The sequence below is a fragment of the Treponema sp. R8-4-B8 genome, assembly GCF_054786175.1.
In genome coordinates, this window is sequence record NZ_BDHE01000010.1 from 41,103 (window position 1) to 56,398 (window position 15,296).

The window sequence follows — 15,296 nt, forward strand, 5'->3', positions numbered from 1 at the left end:
CGCGGGGATCTCCCGTGGCAAGGACTTTTATACTAATTCCTTATGTAGCAACGAATTACATTACGGGTGGATGACGGGGTTTGAACCCGCGACGACCAGATCCACAATCTGGGACTCTACCGCTGAGCTACATCCACCATGAGATTTATTTTAATATGAAGAAAATTGGCGTTTTTGTCAATATGTAAACTTGTCAACTGTTTTCTATTCGCTTATAATAAAACATGAGGTAGAAATTCTTCATTATAGGAGAAAAATATGGCGGAAAACATCCTTGAAATTACCCAAAACATAATAGACGGGATTTGCAAAATTTCCGTTAAAGGACGCATAGATTCAAATAGCGCAAATGAATTGCTTTTAAATCTTGAAAAGGCGTTAAGCGACGGGAATAAAAATATTATTCTTAATATGATGCAGGTTGAGTATCTTAGTTCTATCGGAATAAGGGTAATTTTAAAAATCTATAAACAGGCGACTGAAGAAGGCGGATCTTTAAAAATTGAACATCCGTCCGAAATTGTAAAAAAAGTTCTGGGTATGGTCGCCCTTAAAGAAATGCTTATTACAAATTGAATATCGTGATTAATTCAATCAGAACAAAAATATTAGTAATAGTACTTATTTTTATAATATTAACAGGCGCTTCGTTTATCATCTATTCAATTACTACAACTGAAAATTACAAACGCCTTCGGCTTGAAAGCATACAAAAAACTCTTGATATTGAAACTGAAAAAGTAAATAAAATGATTGCAGAATTGGAAAGAAGCGCCGTCTTTTACGCGTTAGGCGGACAGCTTTGTTACGAAGAACAATCGGAAAAATTCGGGGAAGAATTTGTATTGGACGGAGTAGGCGTTCTTGTGAACGCTGTAGGCGGAGGCTTTTGGTTTGAACCTTATTCATTCAACAGCGGCAGATTACGAGCCGGTTTTTACGCGTTTCTTGACAAGACTACAAATAAAGCGAAAATCGACAATATTTTTTTTATGGATGAATACGATTACCATAATAGAAACTGGTATCGTGAAATATCACAAGGCGTTACGCGTCCGTTTCAAGTCGTGTGGACAAAACCTTATGTCGATGATACCGGCACGTTCAGCTTAATGACGACTGCGGGAGCGGGAATATTTAAAAATGGAAAGTTAATCGCCATAACCACGGTTGACTGGGAAATAGAGGAAGTAATTAAAAAATTAATAATGATTAATCCCACAAAAAACAGTTTTGTCTTATTGTGCGTTCCTGACAAAGATTATATTATTTCAAGCGTATTTACCGACAGTTTTACTGGAGAATCATTAAAAAGCATACCCTGGGATATTTCATCTGATCGTTTTACATATAAAAACATAAACTATTTGCGTTTTGGCCGTTACATGAAAAACGGCTGGCTTTTGTCAATTCAGATACCGGAAAAAGAAATATTTGAAGACGTTGAAAAACGGAACTCCCTATTTACGGGCATAATTGAAATATCGTTTGTAGCTATACTGGTTTTAGCGTATTTGTTTGTTTCCATGTTTATAAATACTCCCATAAAAAATCTTACAAGCGGCGTTGAGCGTATTGAGCTTGGGAATTTGGACAAGAAGATAGATGTTAAGTCAAATGATGAACTAGGACAGCTCGCGAGAACGTTTAACAAAATGACTGGAGATTTAAAAAAAGCGATTGATGAAAATGTCCATGAGCGCGAAGAAAAAAACCGAATTAATACAGAACTAGCCATAGCCCGTGAAATACAGGCAAGCATGCTTCCCGCCAAGTTTCCGGCTTTCCCGTTAAGGGATGAATTTGATATATTCGCTGAAATGATTCCCGCAAAAGAAGTGGGCGGCGATTTTTATGATTTTTTCCTTATTGATAAAGATAATCTTGCCGTAGTGATAGCCGACGTTTCCGGAAAAGGGATTCCGGCTTCTTTATTCATGGTAAACACAAAAACGCTGATTAATTATTTTTCATCCGATAAAAACCCCAAAGATGTTTTTGAGTTTATAAATAAAAAGCTATGCCAAAATAACGACGCGTGCATATTTGTAACTTCGATTATGGGAATTTACAATATTCCTACAGGCAGATTTGTTTTTGTCAACGCCGGTCATAATCCGCCGCTTTTAAAAAAGAACGGCAGTTCATTTGAATATATAAGAAGCAAACCGCAAATTGTGTTAGCTGTAATGAGAGACGCAAAATACGCGCAGGAGGAAATAACGCTTAACGGCGGCGATACGCTTTATTTTTACACGGACGGCGTTACGGAAGCTATGAACGGTTCCAAAGAACTGTTTGGAGAAGAAAGGCTTCTTGACGCTCTTAATAAATACAAATTATCTTCTCCTAAAGAACTTATTGTCAATATAAAAAAAGAAGTGGATTATTTTGCCGCTGGTGCACAGCAGGCTGACGATATTGCCATGCTGGCTCTGCATATAAATGAAAATAAAAACGCTGATACAAAAAATGAAATAACGGTTGAAGCTAAAAAAGAATCACTTAACGAAGTGATTAAATTTTTATCCTCAAAATTAATAAAGACAAATTATCCGCTCAACATTCAAAATGAAATTGAAATTGCAGTGGAAGAAGTATTTACCAATATTGTAAATTACGCTTATGGGCAGGAAGGCGGGAGAGTCAAAATTTCAATCTCAACGGAAAATGGAATAACATTAAAATTTGAAGATAACGGACAGCCATTCAATCCGAAAGAGCATGAAGCCCCAGACTTGAATAAACCCATAAATGAGCGCGAAATCGGCGGTTTGGGGCTTTATATGATCAAGAAAATTATGGATAGAGTAGAGTACGCGCGGGAAGATGGTAAAAATATACTGATAATTTCAAAAAAGCCGCCGCTGACCGCGTAATGTTTTACGTTATTTTTTCCGGTGTAAATGGTAGCTTATCCATTATTTAAAATGCTAGAATAAATCAATGTCAACTGAATATCAAAAAGTTATTACCGCGCTTAAACGACGAAAGAAAGGCGCTGTCGCGGCTGACGTTTGCGCGGCTACTGCGCTGTCTCTTGCCGTTGTTCACGAACTTTTGCCAAAAGCCGCAGATGAGTACTCCGGGCATTTGCGGGTAACGGAGTCTGGTGAAATTCTATATTATTTCCCCAATGGTTTTACAAGCCGTTACAGAGGATTAAGCGCCGCGCTTAAAAAGACTGCAAAAAAAGTATTTTTATTTTTAAAAACCGCCAGCGCTTTTTTATTTAAAATCTGGATAGTAGTAATGCTTGTAGGATATTTTATTTTTTTTATCGCGCTCGCGCTTGCAAGCGTATTTTTATCAGTAGCTGGAAAGTCAGGCGGCAGGGGAGGGAAGAGGGGCGGCGGATCCGTCAACTTTGGCATATTCAATCTTATCTGGCGGATATGGTTTTACTCTGAATTGACCCGTCCAAGATATGGATACGGGTATGAACGCAGAAATGTTAAACAAAAGAGCGAAACGCGCCCATTGCACAAGGCGGTATTTTCTTTTGTCTTTGGCGAAGAAGACCCGAATAAAAATTGGGAAGATCAGGAATACAAGGCGATTATATCGTACATTCAGGCAAACAGGGGAGTTATCTCCCTTGCCGAATACATGGCGTTTACTGGAAAGAACAGTCAGGAAGCGCAGACTGATATTCTCTCTTTCTGTTCAAAGTTTGAAGGAAGCCCCGAAGCTACAGAAGAGGGAACAATAGTTTACCGTTTTGACAAACTTTTGTTAAACGCCGATAAAGAAAAACTAGACGAACTTATTCCTCCTGTAAAGAGATTAAAAATATTTTCTGATAATAAAAAATCAACAAACGGCTGGTTTGCGGTAATTAACGCTGTAAACATAATATTTGGCTCATATTTTTTATATCAGTCTTTTAACGCTGGACAATTATTAAGCGATATTCAGTACCAAAGCGCGTCAAAACTTTACGCTTATACTCATTATTTTTTTTCATTTATGGCAAATGAACCTCACAACTTAATAAAAGTCGCATTAGGGTTAATTCCGCTTGTTTTTTCCATTCTGTTTTGGATTATTCCCACTGCCCGTTTTTTTATTGAAAAAAAAGAAAACAATGAAATAAAACTAAAAAACTTTAAACGTTTTAGTTTTAGCAAGATATTTTCTTCTCCAAATAATATTGACATTAGCGCGTTTAATCCGTCCGTGTCGGAATGCCGCCCCGATGATCTCGCGTCGGCGGCGGACAGAGTAATAAAAGACATGGGCGCGATATCAAACCCGCAAATAGAGATAAAAGACAATAAAACAATTTATACATTCAATGAACTTGAAAGAGAGAAAAACGCGTTAGAAAAATACCGACAATCAGTTGACATTTCCCGTCAAAAACTTGGAGATACCGTATTTGACACCGGCAATTGACAATTCCCGAACAAAAAGATAAATTAAAAAATACGGCAGACTAGCTCACTTGGATAGAGCGTCAGCCTCCGGAGCTGAAGGTAGTGGGTTCAAATCCCGCGTCTGTCACATTATTCGAAAAGACCTCACACAAAGATCACAAAGGTACAAAGAACACAAAGAAGGGAAAGGAGGTTATGTTCGTTATCTTATCGTGAAGCTCACGCATAATTTTCGGACAAAAACCCCTGATCCTCTTCTTCGTGATCTTCTCTTCCTTTGTGTTCTTTGTGTGAAAATCTTTCGTATTATCTCAGTAGTTCAGCGTTATCCCTTCTATTCCATCTTACGGCAATGTCATTGGGGCTTTCAGAGGCGATGTTTTTTATGCTCCTGTTCGCGCCTAATTCAAGAAGGATGGAAATTATTTCAGGACCGCCTAATCTTGCGGCGTAATGTAAAATAGTATTGCCGGAACTGTCTTTGGCGCTTATCGCTTTTCCAGAAAAAACGGCTCTGATGGCAATCTCACCTTTTGCAAACGCGATTTCAGCAGGAGATTTGCCGTCAGCCGAAACAAAGAAAGGATCGGCGCCTGAATCGGCGATTATTTTTGCCGCTTGCCATAATTCCAAATCAAGCGCCAAACGTAACGGAGTTTTACCGTTATTATCAACCGCGTTTATTCTAGCTCCTTGTTTTACTATCGCGTTTATTATTTCGTCAGATGTTCTTTCGAGTAACGCGATATGAAGAACTGAATTGCCGTAATCGTCAGGTATAAAAATTCTATTGTTATCTAAAAGAGCCGATACCATCCTAGGCGATATGCTTAGCGCAGTTTGAAAAGGAGTTCTGTTTCTTGTATTACGGGCGTGAATAGAAACGCCTGTTCTTAATAAAATATTCGCGATGTCAATCCGTTCCATTGCGACAGCGATGTGCAAAGGAGTGTCTCCATTGGTATTTCTGCTTGAAGTGTCGGCTCCGCTTGAGGCAAGTCTGTCAATAGAAGACGCGACTCCGCATCTTATGGCTTCCATTAAAGGAGTATTACCGTCAATATTTCTGCTTTCAAGATTCGCGCCAAGTTTTATAAGTAATGATTCAATTTCAGGCAGATTAAGAATAATTGCGTCGTGTAGGGGAGTATTGCCATTTAATGAATTGGCGTTTATGTCCATTCCCGATGAAATAAGGTAAGTAAGTGAATTTATTGCGTTCCAGCGTACTGCGGCGTGAAGGACGGAATTACCCTGACTGTCGCGTATGTTTAAATTAGCGTTATTATCAATAAATATTTTAATTGTAGACGGACTGTCGCATTTTGTAGCCATAAATATAGGAGTCTGCCCTGTCGCGTTTTGGGTGTCAACTGAGATGCCGCTTCTTATAATTATAGAAATAATGTTATTTAATCCCCATTCAGCGGCGTAATGAAGCATATTATTTCCCAAACCGTCTTTTAACGTAATAGTAGTAGAATTAATAATCCATTCCCGTATATTGTCCGTTTTTAACGCGAGAGAAAGCGGGCTTTCACCGGCGCTGTTAAGAGAAAAAATACTAGCTCCTCGGACAATTAAATATTCGCCTGTTTCCCTCTGATTTGTCCTTACGGCGATATGAAGCGCCGTATCTCCGTCCCTGTTTCTTGAATCAACAAGTGCGTGCTGGTCAAGTATGCGTCCTATTTGTTCGGATTGGGCGCGGTTAATAACCGCGGAATGAAGCATTGTATTTCCGGAACTGTCCCTTTGATTAACAGTCTCTTTAGTAATTAATAAATTATATGTGCCGTCATTCGCCTTTGCGGATATTTCAAAAGGCGTTACTCCATTATTATCAAATGCGAATATTTCAGAACCGGATTCTATTAAAAGCGGGATTAACAAAGTACGGCGTTCCTGAACGGCGATATACAGCGGCGTTTTTCCGTTTATATTCCTGATGTGCACGTCTCCTCCGGAAGTCAATAATAATTTGACGGATTCAGGAGAACGATTTAACATAACGGCTATATGAAGGGGCGTATCGCCGTGTTCGTCGCGAAGATTGACGTCGGCTCCTCTGGAAACTAACAAGGCTAAGACGTTTAAATACGCGTCAGGGGGAATGCCGACATGAAGAGGAGTATTTCCGCCTGCGTCTGTCGCGTTGACATCGGCGCCTGAATTAACAAGCATGGAAATAATGTCAATATTTCCTATTCTTACCGCTTCATGAAGAGCCGTAGCACCTGATGTGGTTTTTATATTCAGATCAATCTTTTTCTCAAGCAGGAATATCACAAGACCGGTGTGGTTATCCATTACGGCATAATGAATAGGCGCAAGCCCTTCATTTCTGCGGATATTATAATTCGCGCTGCGGACGGCTGGGCCAAAGTAGGAAAATACGGGATTATCGCAGTAGCCGCCAGCTAATATCAAATGTTCGGCTATCGCGATATGAGTTCTGGAATCCGCTCTTGAAAGGGCGTAGTCAAGAGCGTTTTTATCATCATTATCTTTTTTATTGATTAAGGCTGTGGAAGAGGAAGTGGACGCCAATATTTCCATTACGGCGTTCATATTGCCTATAATAACGGCTTTATGAAGAACTGTTTTTCCCGTAGCGTCCGTCGAGTTAATTGTCACGGGATTTAAAATTGCCGTAAAAATCATAGGATTTGTTTCCAGCGCGAGAATCGCGACAGACGCGTTTTCCGCGAATGGTATTGGTTTGTGAATATCGGCGCCGTTTGCAGCTAACAATTCCGCTATTTTAAGATCATTATTTTTAAGGCACAATCCCAGAGGGGTTTGTCCTTCATTATCGACAACATTGGGGTTAGCCCCATGCGAGAGGAAAAAACTCACAAGCTGCGCGTCTTTTTTTTCCACCGCGTAGAAAATTGGAGTTCTTCCGGCAGGATCAGACGCGTTAACGTCGACTTCACCCTGAAAATATGATTTGGCGCTCTCATCGCCTTTTTGTAACAATCCCCAAACAGGAGATATTTCGCCTTCGGGAGCCTCTTTACGCTTACCGGCGGCAGTACTCGCGCAACTGATAATAAGCGCTAAAATAACCGTAAATACATAAAAGAATACGGGAAAAGAAAATGCCTTTTTCATAATTATATTATCGGTATAAAAAAAGCAATAAAGAAATAAAAACCACGGAGTACACGGAGTTGCACGGAGTTTAAGTCCGAAAATCTTCTCTTCCTCCGTGTAACTCCGTGTACTCCGTGGTTAATTTCTTCTATTTAATTCCTTTTATTTCCTTGGTATACATCTTGACGGTGGAAATCCGCGAAGCGTCCTGAACGCCTTGTAAAAATGAATAACATCGCTAAAGCCGCATTGTTCGGCAACCTCGTACACTTTGTAACTGCCGCTTTGCAGCATATTTTCGGCGTTTCGTATCCGTATCTGCGTGATGTACTGGTGTACCGTTTTCCCGGTTTGTTGTTTGAACAAGTGTCCAAAGTAAACTTCATCCAAATGAACCAACTCGGCAAGACCTTTCACCGTGAGACTGTCCGAATAATGCATCGCTATGAAATTAGTTGTTTTATTTATACGGTAATCTCCCGTTATGTTATCAATTTCGTATATGAGAATTTCGGACAGACGGTGCAAAATCAGCATAAGCAAGGCGCGGCTTCTCATTTTATAACCTTCCTGTTGATTATTCCAACATATCGTAAGTTCCCTGAACAAGTCGATTAAATCCTGCCTAAGACCGATATTGCTTACAGTTGGAAATGACGGCGGTGGATATTTAAATGACGGGTAAAGCGAATCAAAATTGACGGAAAAACAATGCATCAGGCTTTTAGGATATGTTACAGCCGCTTTTTCAACGCCTTCGGACAGGCAGACAAGATCACCTTGACTTAGCTCATGATCCTTTCCATTAATTGTATAACGGGCGTTTCCCTTAATAATATATGTTATATCATAATGTTCAACAAAATGCGGACGCAACTGCCATTTAAGTTGACATTTTCTAAAAACGCTATAAAATATTCTTGGTACAAAATCTTCGCTTGTTATTTTCTTCATGATTTCCTCCAAAGAATAAATATTAAAATTTAATTTATATATGATTGTATAGTATATATATATTTTTTGATTTTATTCAACTTTACATTTCCGTATTAAGGTTAATATTATTTAATATATACAATAAAATGTAGTATTTACATTGATGATTATCATTTAGTTATGTATAGTAACATCCATAGTACGCATTATTTACCCTTTCTTTGATATCAGGCGCTTTTTATGTGACAATAACATATCGCGTATTTGTTAATTTACGGCTGTCCGGGACAGTATTCCTAATAAATCTTATAAAAATCTTAAGGAGATTTTATGAAAAACCACAAAATGTTTAAATCCGCCGCGATAATGACCGTCTTTATTATGACGCTCGCGCTCGCGGCAAGCTTTGTGATAAGCTGCGGCGATTCGTCGAACAATACTGAGGCGAAACTTACCAGTATCACTGTTAAAGGCGCTGCTGTAGATGTTCCATCACCCATATCCGTCAGCTTATGGAATGATGATGATTTTTACGACACTGAATATACGAAAATTGTAATGCTAAACGATACTTCAGAGTTAGCAGGCGTACAAGTAAATGTTGTAATTTCCGCCGGCGCAAAAGCGGCATACGGTTTGGCATCTGGTTATGATAAACCGTCGGCATTTGATTCCAATAGTACCCTTGATATTTCCGTTGGACAGGCTTTGTATATCCGGGTAACGTCTGAGGACGGGAAGACCGTTAATTATTACCGTTTTGACATACAGCTGAAGAACGCTAATAGCCAATTAAGTACGCTGACTGTAGCGGAAGTGACTGCGGAACTTGGCACACCGGCAGTCACATTGGATGAAATCACAAATATCGGGAAGTTAAGCCTGAGTAATGCAAAAAAAACTGATGCTAATATTGTGGGAACTCCTCGTGCTAATACCGCGACTGTAGAATACGCATTTTCTGCAGACGGCACGTTTGCCGCCACTAATAACACCCATACGTTTGCCGACGGTGATTATTTATTTGTCAAAGTAACTGCGGAAAACCAAGTGAACATCAGTTACTATAAGATTGAAGTTCAAATCGGACGTGACGCGACATTGAAAAACGTGAAAATTGGCGAATCAGATGCAGACAGTCTTGGAACCCCCCGTACTAGTTGGGGTAATGGCAACTGGGGCGTTGCTGGTTCTACCCAACGTGGTACCTGCCAGGCGGATGGAAAGATGCCCGAAGAAGGTTTTACGGTAGTTATAGAAGCTAACGATGAGGAAGCCACTGTTGTGTGGGCGAGAACCCCCCCAAGGGGCGCTGCCTCAACCTCTGTTATTTATCCTGAACCAACCGCTTATGACGGAACATCACCCTATCAATTCCCGCCGGACGCGTCTGATTTAATTATCAAGGTAACATCAGCTAACAAAGGTACCACCAACTGGTACCAGGTACGGTTCATCGCCAAAAGCTATGGGGTCGTTTATAAAGGCACTCCTACAATTAAAGCTTCTTCCGAGCAATACATCGATCCAATCTGGAATGAAGCGGCTTACTTTACGGATGAAGGCGAAGGCGATATGAAAGGCTGGCTGGATGTCAGCCGGCTTAACACTGCGGAATCGTATAACGCGTGGTTTGGATTTGATTACGGACGGCATACGACCGCAAGGGCAAAAGTCCTCTGGGACGATGACGGACTCTGGTCGTACTGGGATATAGACTTTAAGGATTATAAGGAATCTGAAACAGGAGCAACGAAAGTCCGTTCTGCTTCAGTCTCAGGCGATTCGTCTACATATACTCCCGGCACTGATGTTACGGTTACAGGTAATTCCGTTCCCAGTGACGCTCATACGCGCGATTCGGTTGAATTCTTCGTTAACGAACGGTGGCAGGCCCAAAAAACCGGTAACTACGGCAACCAGTACCGTTCAGGATTGCCCAACGCGGACGGCACGGTATGGCTGTCAGGCGAAAAGGGTAACGCTCCCACAACCTTCAATCCTATAACCAAGTTTCAAATTGATAAAAAGGTTAGCACATGGGTAAAGAAGAATGGCGATGGTAAAGAAATTGGTTATGTGGTTATAATGAGGGTTCCGTGGGTACATTACGGAACCGATGATGACCAAGTTTTTGGCGCGGACAACAAGGTAATAGACGGAGCGGAAATCGGCCTTGAACTGCAGGTCAACGCCTGCGCGATAGCGGCAACGCGTAACGGCATTCTCACATGGAACGGCGTTACTAGCCAGGCGTACCAGAATGTCAAGAGTTTCGGCATTGTAACGTTGAAAGCAAGTAAGGAATAGGAGAATAATATGAGAAAACACGGGTTTTTATTTGCGCTAATACCTTTATTAGCATTAGCGTTATTATTTACCGCCTGTACTCCTCCCGCCGAGGACAATTCAAATCCCGGCACAAGCGGAACGTCGGCATTACCGATTATCAGCATACACCCGACTAGCGGTGATTATGTGTCCGGTGCCACAATCAGGGATTTGAGAGTACAAGCCTCTGCAAGCGACGGCGGAGCCATAACGTATCAGTGGTATGAAAATACAACGTTCTCAAATACCGGCGGTACAGAGATAACTGGCGCTAAAAACGCCTCCTATCCTCCGCAACTCGGAAGCAAAACGGAAAATTTTTACTATGCTGTTGTTACCAATACAAAAACAGGTTCTGCGCCCCGAACAAATACAAGTAATCCTGCCCGGGTTAGAATTCTTGACGCGGCGGAAGCGGCTCCGGCAGTAACCGTTAATATAACAAATGCAAACCAACAGTATGTCCGAGGTTTTGGAGGAATGTCCAACGCTTTTGCAATCGGCGCACCCGCGCGGTATATGGAACTCAAGGATATAGATACTATGTTCAATCCGGATACCGGACTGGGCTTTAATATACTGCGTATTATGATCTGGCCGAAACCTCTGGAAGATGTTATAAACGGCGAGGTTGAACCTCAAATGAACAATCAGATAACGTACCTTGAAGTTGTCAAGCGGGTGAACAAGTACGGCGGCTATGTGTTGGCAAGCCCGTGGACCCCGCCTCCGGAGTGGAAAGTGAACGAATCGGAAGCCGGTACCGCTCCTTCGTATCTGTTGCCCGTACATTATAGGGATTATGCGGAGTATCTTAAAAATTACGCCCGGAGCATGGCCAGTTACGGTGCGCCTATTTATGCGATTTCCATTCAGAATGAGCCGTCATGGCCGGCGTCTTACGCGGGTTGCGAATGGACTAGCCAGCAACAGGTGGATTTTTTCACTACTAGCGGAATAGGCAAATTCATGACAGGCGTAGCAGGATACGGCGGAGGAAAAGCGCTTAACCCGAATGACAGTGTTAACCCGCAATCCGTAAAAGTCATGAGCGGTGAAGCGCATCAAAACGTTACATGGAATAATGCTGCCAGGGATAACCCCACAGCACACGCGGCAATTGACATTTACGCTTTTCATACCTATGGAAACCATAGCAATTCCTACACGGCGGTACAAGCGGATAACGATAACAACAGAAAAGAAGTCTGGATGACTGAATGGAATATTAACTCAGGCGAAGGAAATTATGAACAGGATTCCAAATGGGAGTTTGTATGGGTTTTCGCTGATGCGGTTGACAACGATGTCAGATGTGACAATGTAAACGCTTTTGTTTGGTGGTACTTAAAACGCTTCTACTGTTTTATTGGCGATAACGCATTCGGAACCGTCAACAATGAAATTCTGCCGCGCGGCTATATTCTTTCCCACTGGGCAAAATATGCCACCGACACAGTACGGGTTCCCGCCACAGTTACCGGCCATCCCGCAGTCGGCAATACCAGTGACAATAACTCTACTACCGGCTACAGCAGCAGCATTAAAGTAAAAGCATCCGCTTTCCGTAGAAAAGCAAATCCCGCATCCTATTGGGAAAAACAGGTGCCTGAAAAGAAGCGGGAAGATTCCATCAGCCTGGTAATATACGACAAGCGCACCACCGCAGATGCGGAAGGGCAGAATATCAGGGTAAACCTCCCGGCGGATTTTGGCGATGCGCAGTACGCCAGCGCTATTATCTCGGACAGTACGGGTAATAGGCATGCGCCTCATCTTGTTGTTTTAGCGAGCGACGGAAAAACGGCAGATTTCTATTTACCGGCTAACAGTATCGTGTCTATAAAGTTTGCGAAGTAAGAGAATTGAGAGTGGGGAGTGGGAAATAGGGTTTGTCTGTAAGCTGTGCTTGTTATTATCAAGCACAGTCTACTAACAATAACCTACTCCCCACTCCCCACTCACTATATAGGAGATATAAATGAAAAAAATAATACTTATGGCTGTTTTTGCATTACTGTTCACAGCGGGCATATACGCTCAAACATTGGAAGTTTCCGGTGAGATGAAGACAGGTCTTTACTGGGAAAAAGTTGAAACTCCTGACAAGGTTGAAGAAAAAGCAAGAATACATAACAATGATGACGCAGGTCCAAACGAAGGGCGTTTCAGGATGAATCTGCACATGAAAAAGGACATCATCGGCATGAAAGTCCGCTTTGAGCAGACGGCATGGTCTATGAGTCAGCCGAATCAGTGGGCATTTGCTTTTGCATACGGCAATTTTATTGACGAACAACTGCGGATAGTCGCCGGCAAGCTTGGTGAATCACCTTGGGCGGCGGGCGGTCCCGATATTTGGCAGGAATTGGATAATCAGATAGGCGTGCGGACTGAAATAAAACCCAAGATTTTACCCGGTCTGAATATCGGTTTTGTATTGAACACATGGAATAACGCTAATTATTACCCGGAAAAAAATACCCTTACCGACATTCTGATGGAATCGGTACTTGGAATTTCATATACCAACGACTATTTCCACGGGCGTTTTTGTTATCGGTTGGACGGGGAATCGGACGTTTATAATGTGAACGAAGGCATGGAAATGATGTACCGGTTGGAAGAACGCGCTTTAAGAAAAGTGGTAGACGGTCTTTCAATCTGGGTTAACGGCTGGTGGAGGGGCATAGGCACGGAAAACGAAGACGATGACCTGGTGACAAGGATTTACACTAACTGGTTCTACGCGCAATGGGCGCCTCGGAATTTTACCGCGCAACTGCGCGTTGGTTATCATATAGGGGTTAAGTACAACGAATTGCATACCAGGGTCAGTTTTTACTACAATATATTAGACTGGTTAAGTCTTGGCGCGGCGTTCAATTTCCGTATAGACGCCGGAGACGTATCGATTAAAGACGTTCCCTACAGATTCTGGAATGTTGAACCGCAGATAAGGGCGACCTTCGCGCCCAACACTTATGTCGCCTTTGTATACTCCTTTGAAAATGAGCCGCTTGACCCTGTAAATAATAAACAAACGCAGAAAATAAACCTGCGGACGGTATTCACTTTTTAACAATTAGCTCATTTGCATGATGACAGATGTAATTTTTCTTGGAGAAACATATGAAAAAAATTATGTTTATAGGACTGGCAGTAGTATTATGTTTCGCTTTTACCGCCTGTTCAAACGAAAGTGACAATACCCCAAGCGGTAATGTGTCAATTTTGGAAGATCAGCCGTCAGCGCAGGAATTGGCGGCTCTGTTTGACATATCCGGGGGCTTCCCTGCGGATATGTCAAATTCATGGAAAATCTGGGGGCACAGAAATCCGCTGTTCACTCAGGCTTTTGGCGCCGATCCCAACGTATTAACATATAGCGGGCGGTTATATGTGTACATGAGCAATGACACTCTGGAGTACGGCAGCGACGGCGCTTTAAGCGGTTCTCCTTCGTATGCCAAAGGTATTCAGGGCATCCGCGTCGTTTCTTCGTTGGATTTGGCAAACTGGACGGATCACGGCGCGGTGAATATTGCCGGTCCTGAAAATACCAACCCGCTTGTTACGGATTGGAATCCGCTGGTAAATATAGAAGGCGTTAACGCGTCGTGGGCGCCGACTGCGGCATGGAAAATAGTAGGCGGAAAGCCAAGGTTCTTTTTATACTGGGCAAATAGCGGGAACGGTATCGGCGTTGTTGTTGGAAACAGCCCCGCCGGCCCGTGGACTTCACCTCTGAACAAATTGCTGATAGACCGCGATACTCCAACCTGTGATGCGGTTACATGGCTTTTTGATCCGAGCGTTTTTATTGATGATGACGGTCAGGCGTATCTGTTTTTCGGCGGCGGCGGATCCGGCGAAGATCCCGGGAACGCGCGCCGTGTAAAACTTGGCAACGACATGATAAGCCTTGCCCAAGATCCAGAAGCTTGGAAGGTGCCTTACCTGTTTGAAGCCAGCGATATGAAAAAAATCAACGACGTTTACTATTTTTCGTATAGCGTTAACACGGGAGGCGGTTCAATTTCCTATATGAAATCTACCACGGGACCTTTGAGCGGGTTTGGCGAACGTGCAAATGTTTTAACCACTGCGGCAACGCAGCTTGGCTCGACTGATACCAATGTCCACCATGCCATGTTTGAGTTTAAAGGCGGGACGTATATGATATACCACACCCAAAAGGCGGGAGAAGCTATGGGCGTTACAAGGATGCGCTCTCCTTTTATTGACAACATGCCAATAAACCCAAATGATTCCATACCGCCTGTAGTTATGACGCGTAAAGGAGTTGAACAGGCAGAGTATCTTGACCCGTACATTCAAAATGAGGCTGAAACTATCGGCATTCAGGGCGGTATTTATACCAGACCGTTGGCCGACGCAAGCAATCAGATGCTTGTAACCAGTATTGATACCGGCGACTGGCTCGCGCTTTACGGCGTTGATTTTGGTGACGGCGGGGCTAAAAAATTTACAGTTGGCATACGAACGCCTGACGCTGATACGGATTACGGAGCGATTGAACTGCGGATC

Annotated in this window: 9 protein-coding genes and 2 tRNA genes; 8 read left to right on the plus strand and 3 right to left on the minus strand. The window is 42.5% G+C overall.

Translation table 11 applies throughout. The annotated features are described in order from the left end of the window. Positions 1 to 65: 65 nt before the first annotated feature. Positions 66 to 137: transfer RNA gene (locus ACYVRA_RS03290), tRNA-His, on the minus strand. A 121-nt stretch (positions 138 to 258) separates the two neighbouring features. Between ACYVRA_RS03290 and ACYVRA_RS03295 the strand changes: the two genes are divergently transcribed. From ACYVRA_RS03295 to ACYVRA_RS03310, 4 genes are all read left to right on the plus strand, one after another. Beyond that, positions 259 to 576, plus strand: coding sequence for an STAS domain-containing protein (locus ACYVRA_RS03295; protein ID WP_461251322.1), 318 nt, complete (start codon positions 259 to 261; stop codon positions 574 to 576). Positions 577 to 581: 5 nt separating this feature from the next. After that, positions 582 to 2,879 carry a SpoIIE family protein phosphatase gene (locus tag ACYVRA_RS03300; protein ID WP_461251323.1) on the plus strand — a complete coding sequence of 766 codons (2,298 nt, stop codon included), beginning with the start codon at positions 582 to 584 and terminating at the stop codon, positions 2,877 to 2,879. A gap of 67 nt (positions 2,880 to 2,946) precedes the next feature. Beyond that, positions 2,947 to 4,398: a hypothetical protein gene (locus ACYVRA_RS03305; protein ID WP_461251324.1), complete on the plus strand. Its 1,452-nt coding sequence runs from the start codon at positions 2,947 to 2,949 to the stop codon at positions 4,396 to 4,398. A 34-nt stretch (positions 4,399 to 4,432) separates the two neighbouring features. Then, positions 4,433 to 4,506, plus strand: a tRNA-Arg gene (locus ACYVRA_RS03310). A gap of 179 nt (positions 4,507 to 4,685) precedes the next feature. Here the strand turns inward: ACYVRA_RS03310 and ACYVRA_RS03315 are convergent. Then, positions 4,686 to 7,496, minus strand: coding sequence for an ankyrin repeat domain-containing protein (locus ACYVRA_RS03315; RefSeq protein WP_461251325.1), 2,811 nt, complete (start codon positions 7,494 to 7,496; stop codon positions 4,686 to 4,688). Between the two features lie 144 nt (positions 7,497 to 7,640). Beyond that, positions 7,641 to 8,432, minus strand: coding sequence for an AraC family transcriptional regulator (locus ACYVRA_RS03320; RefSeq protein ID WP_461251326.1), 792 nt, complete (start codon positions 8,430 to 8,432; stop codon positions 7,641 to 7,643). 312 nt (positions 8,433 to 8,744) lie between these two features. Between ACYVRA_RS03320 and ACYVRA_RS03325 the strand changes: the two genes are divergently transcribed. The 4 genes from ACYVRA_RS03325 to ACYVRA_RS03340 form a co-directional block, all read left to right on the plus strand. Further along, a complete protein-coding gene (locus tag ACYVRA_RS03325) occupies positions 8,745 to 10,724 on the plus strand; it encodes a sugar-binding protein (RefSeq protein ID WP_461251327.1) in 1,980 nt (659 codons plus the stop codon). A 9-nt stretch (positions 10,725 to 10,733) separates the two neighbouring features. After that, on the plus strand, positions 10,734 to 12,605 hold the full coding sequence (locus tag ACYVRA_RS03330; protein WP_461251328.1) for a glycosyl hydrolase: 1,872 nt from the start codon (positions 10,734 to 10,736) through the stop codon (positions 12,603 to 12,605). 121 nt (positions 12,606 to 12,726) lie between these two features. Continuing rightward, the gene (locus ACYVRA_RS03335) at positions 12,727 to 13,827 is read left to right on the plus strand and encodes a hypothetical protein (RefSeq protein WP_461251329.1); all 1,101 of its coding nucleotides are present in this window, start codon (positions 12,727 to 12,729) and stop codon (positions 13,825 to 13,827) included. Positions 13,828 to 13,877: 50 nt separating this feature from the next. Beyond that, on the plus strand, positions 13,878 to 15,296 hold a 1,419-nt coding region (locus ACYVRA_RS03340; RefSeq protein WP_461251330.1), incomplete at its 3' end, for a family 43 glycosylhydrolase.

What these genes read in the sequence shown, in the direction of transcription:
- ACYVRA_RS03295 (WP_461251322.1), top strand. Translation starts at nt 259, where the DNA reads ATGGCGGAAAACATCCTTGAAATTACCCAAAACATAATAGACGGGATT.
- ACYVRA_RS03305 (WP_461251324.1), top strand. Translation starts at nt 2,947, where the DNA reads ATGTCAACTGAATATCAAAAAGTTATTACCGCGCTTAAACGACGAAAG.
- ACYVRA_RS03315 (WP_461251325.1), bottom strand. Translation starts at nt 7,496, where the DNA reads ATGAAAAAGGCATTTTCTTTTCCCGTATTCTTTTATGTATTTACGGTT.
- ACYVRA_RS03320 (WP_461251326.1), bottom strand. Translation starts at nt 8,432, where the DNA reads ATGAAGAAAATAACAAGCGAAGATTTTGTACCAAGAATATTTTATAGC.
- ACYVRA_RS03325 (WP_461251327.1), top strand. Translation starts at nt 8,745, where the DNA reads ATGAAAAACCACAAAATGTTTAAATCCGCCGCGATAATGACCGTCTTT.
- ACYVRA_RS03330 (WP_461251328.1), top strand. Translation starts at nt 10,734, where the DNA reads ATGAGAAAACACGGGTTTTTATTTGCGCTAATACCTTTATTAGCATTA.
- ACYVRA_RS03335 (WP_461251329.1), top strand. Translation starts at nt 12,727, where the DNA reads ATGAAAAAAATAATACTTATGGCTGTTTTTGCATTACTGTTCACAGCG.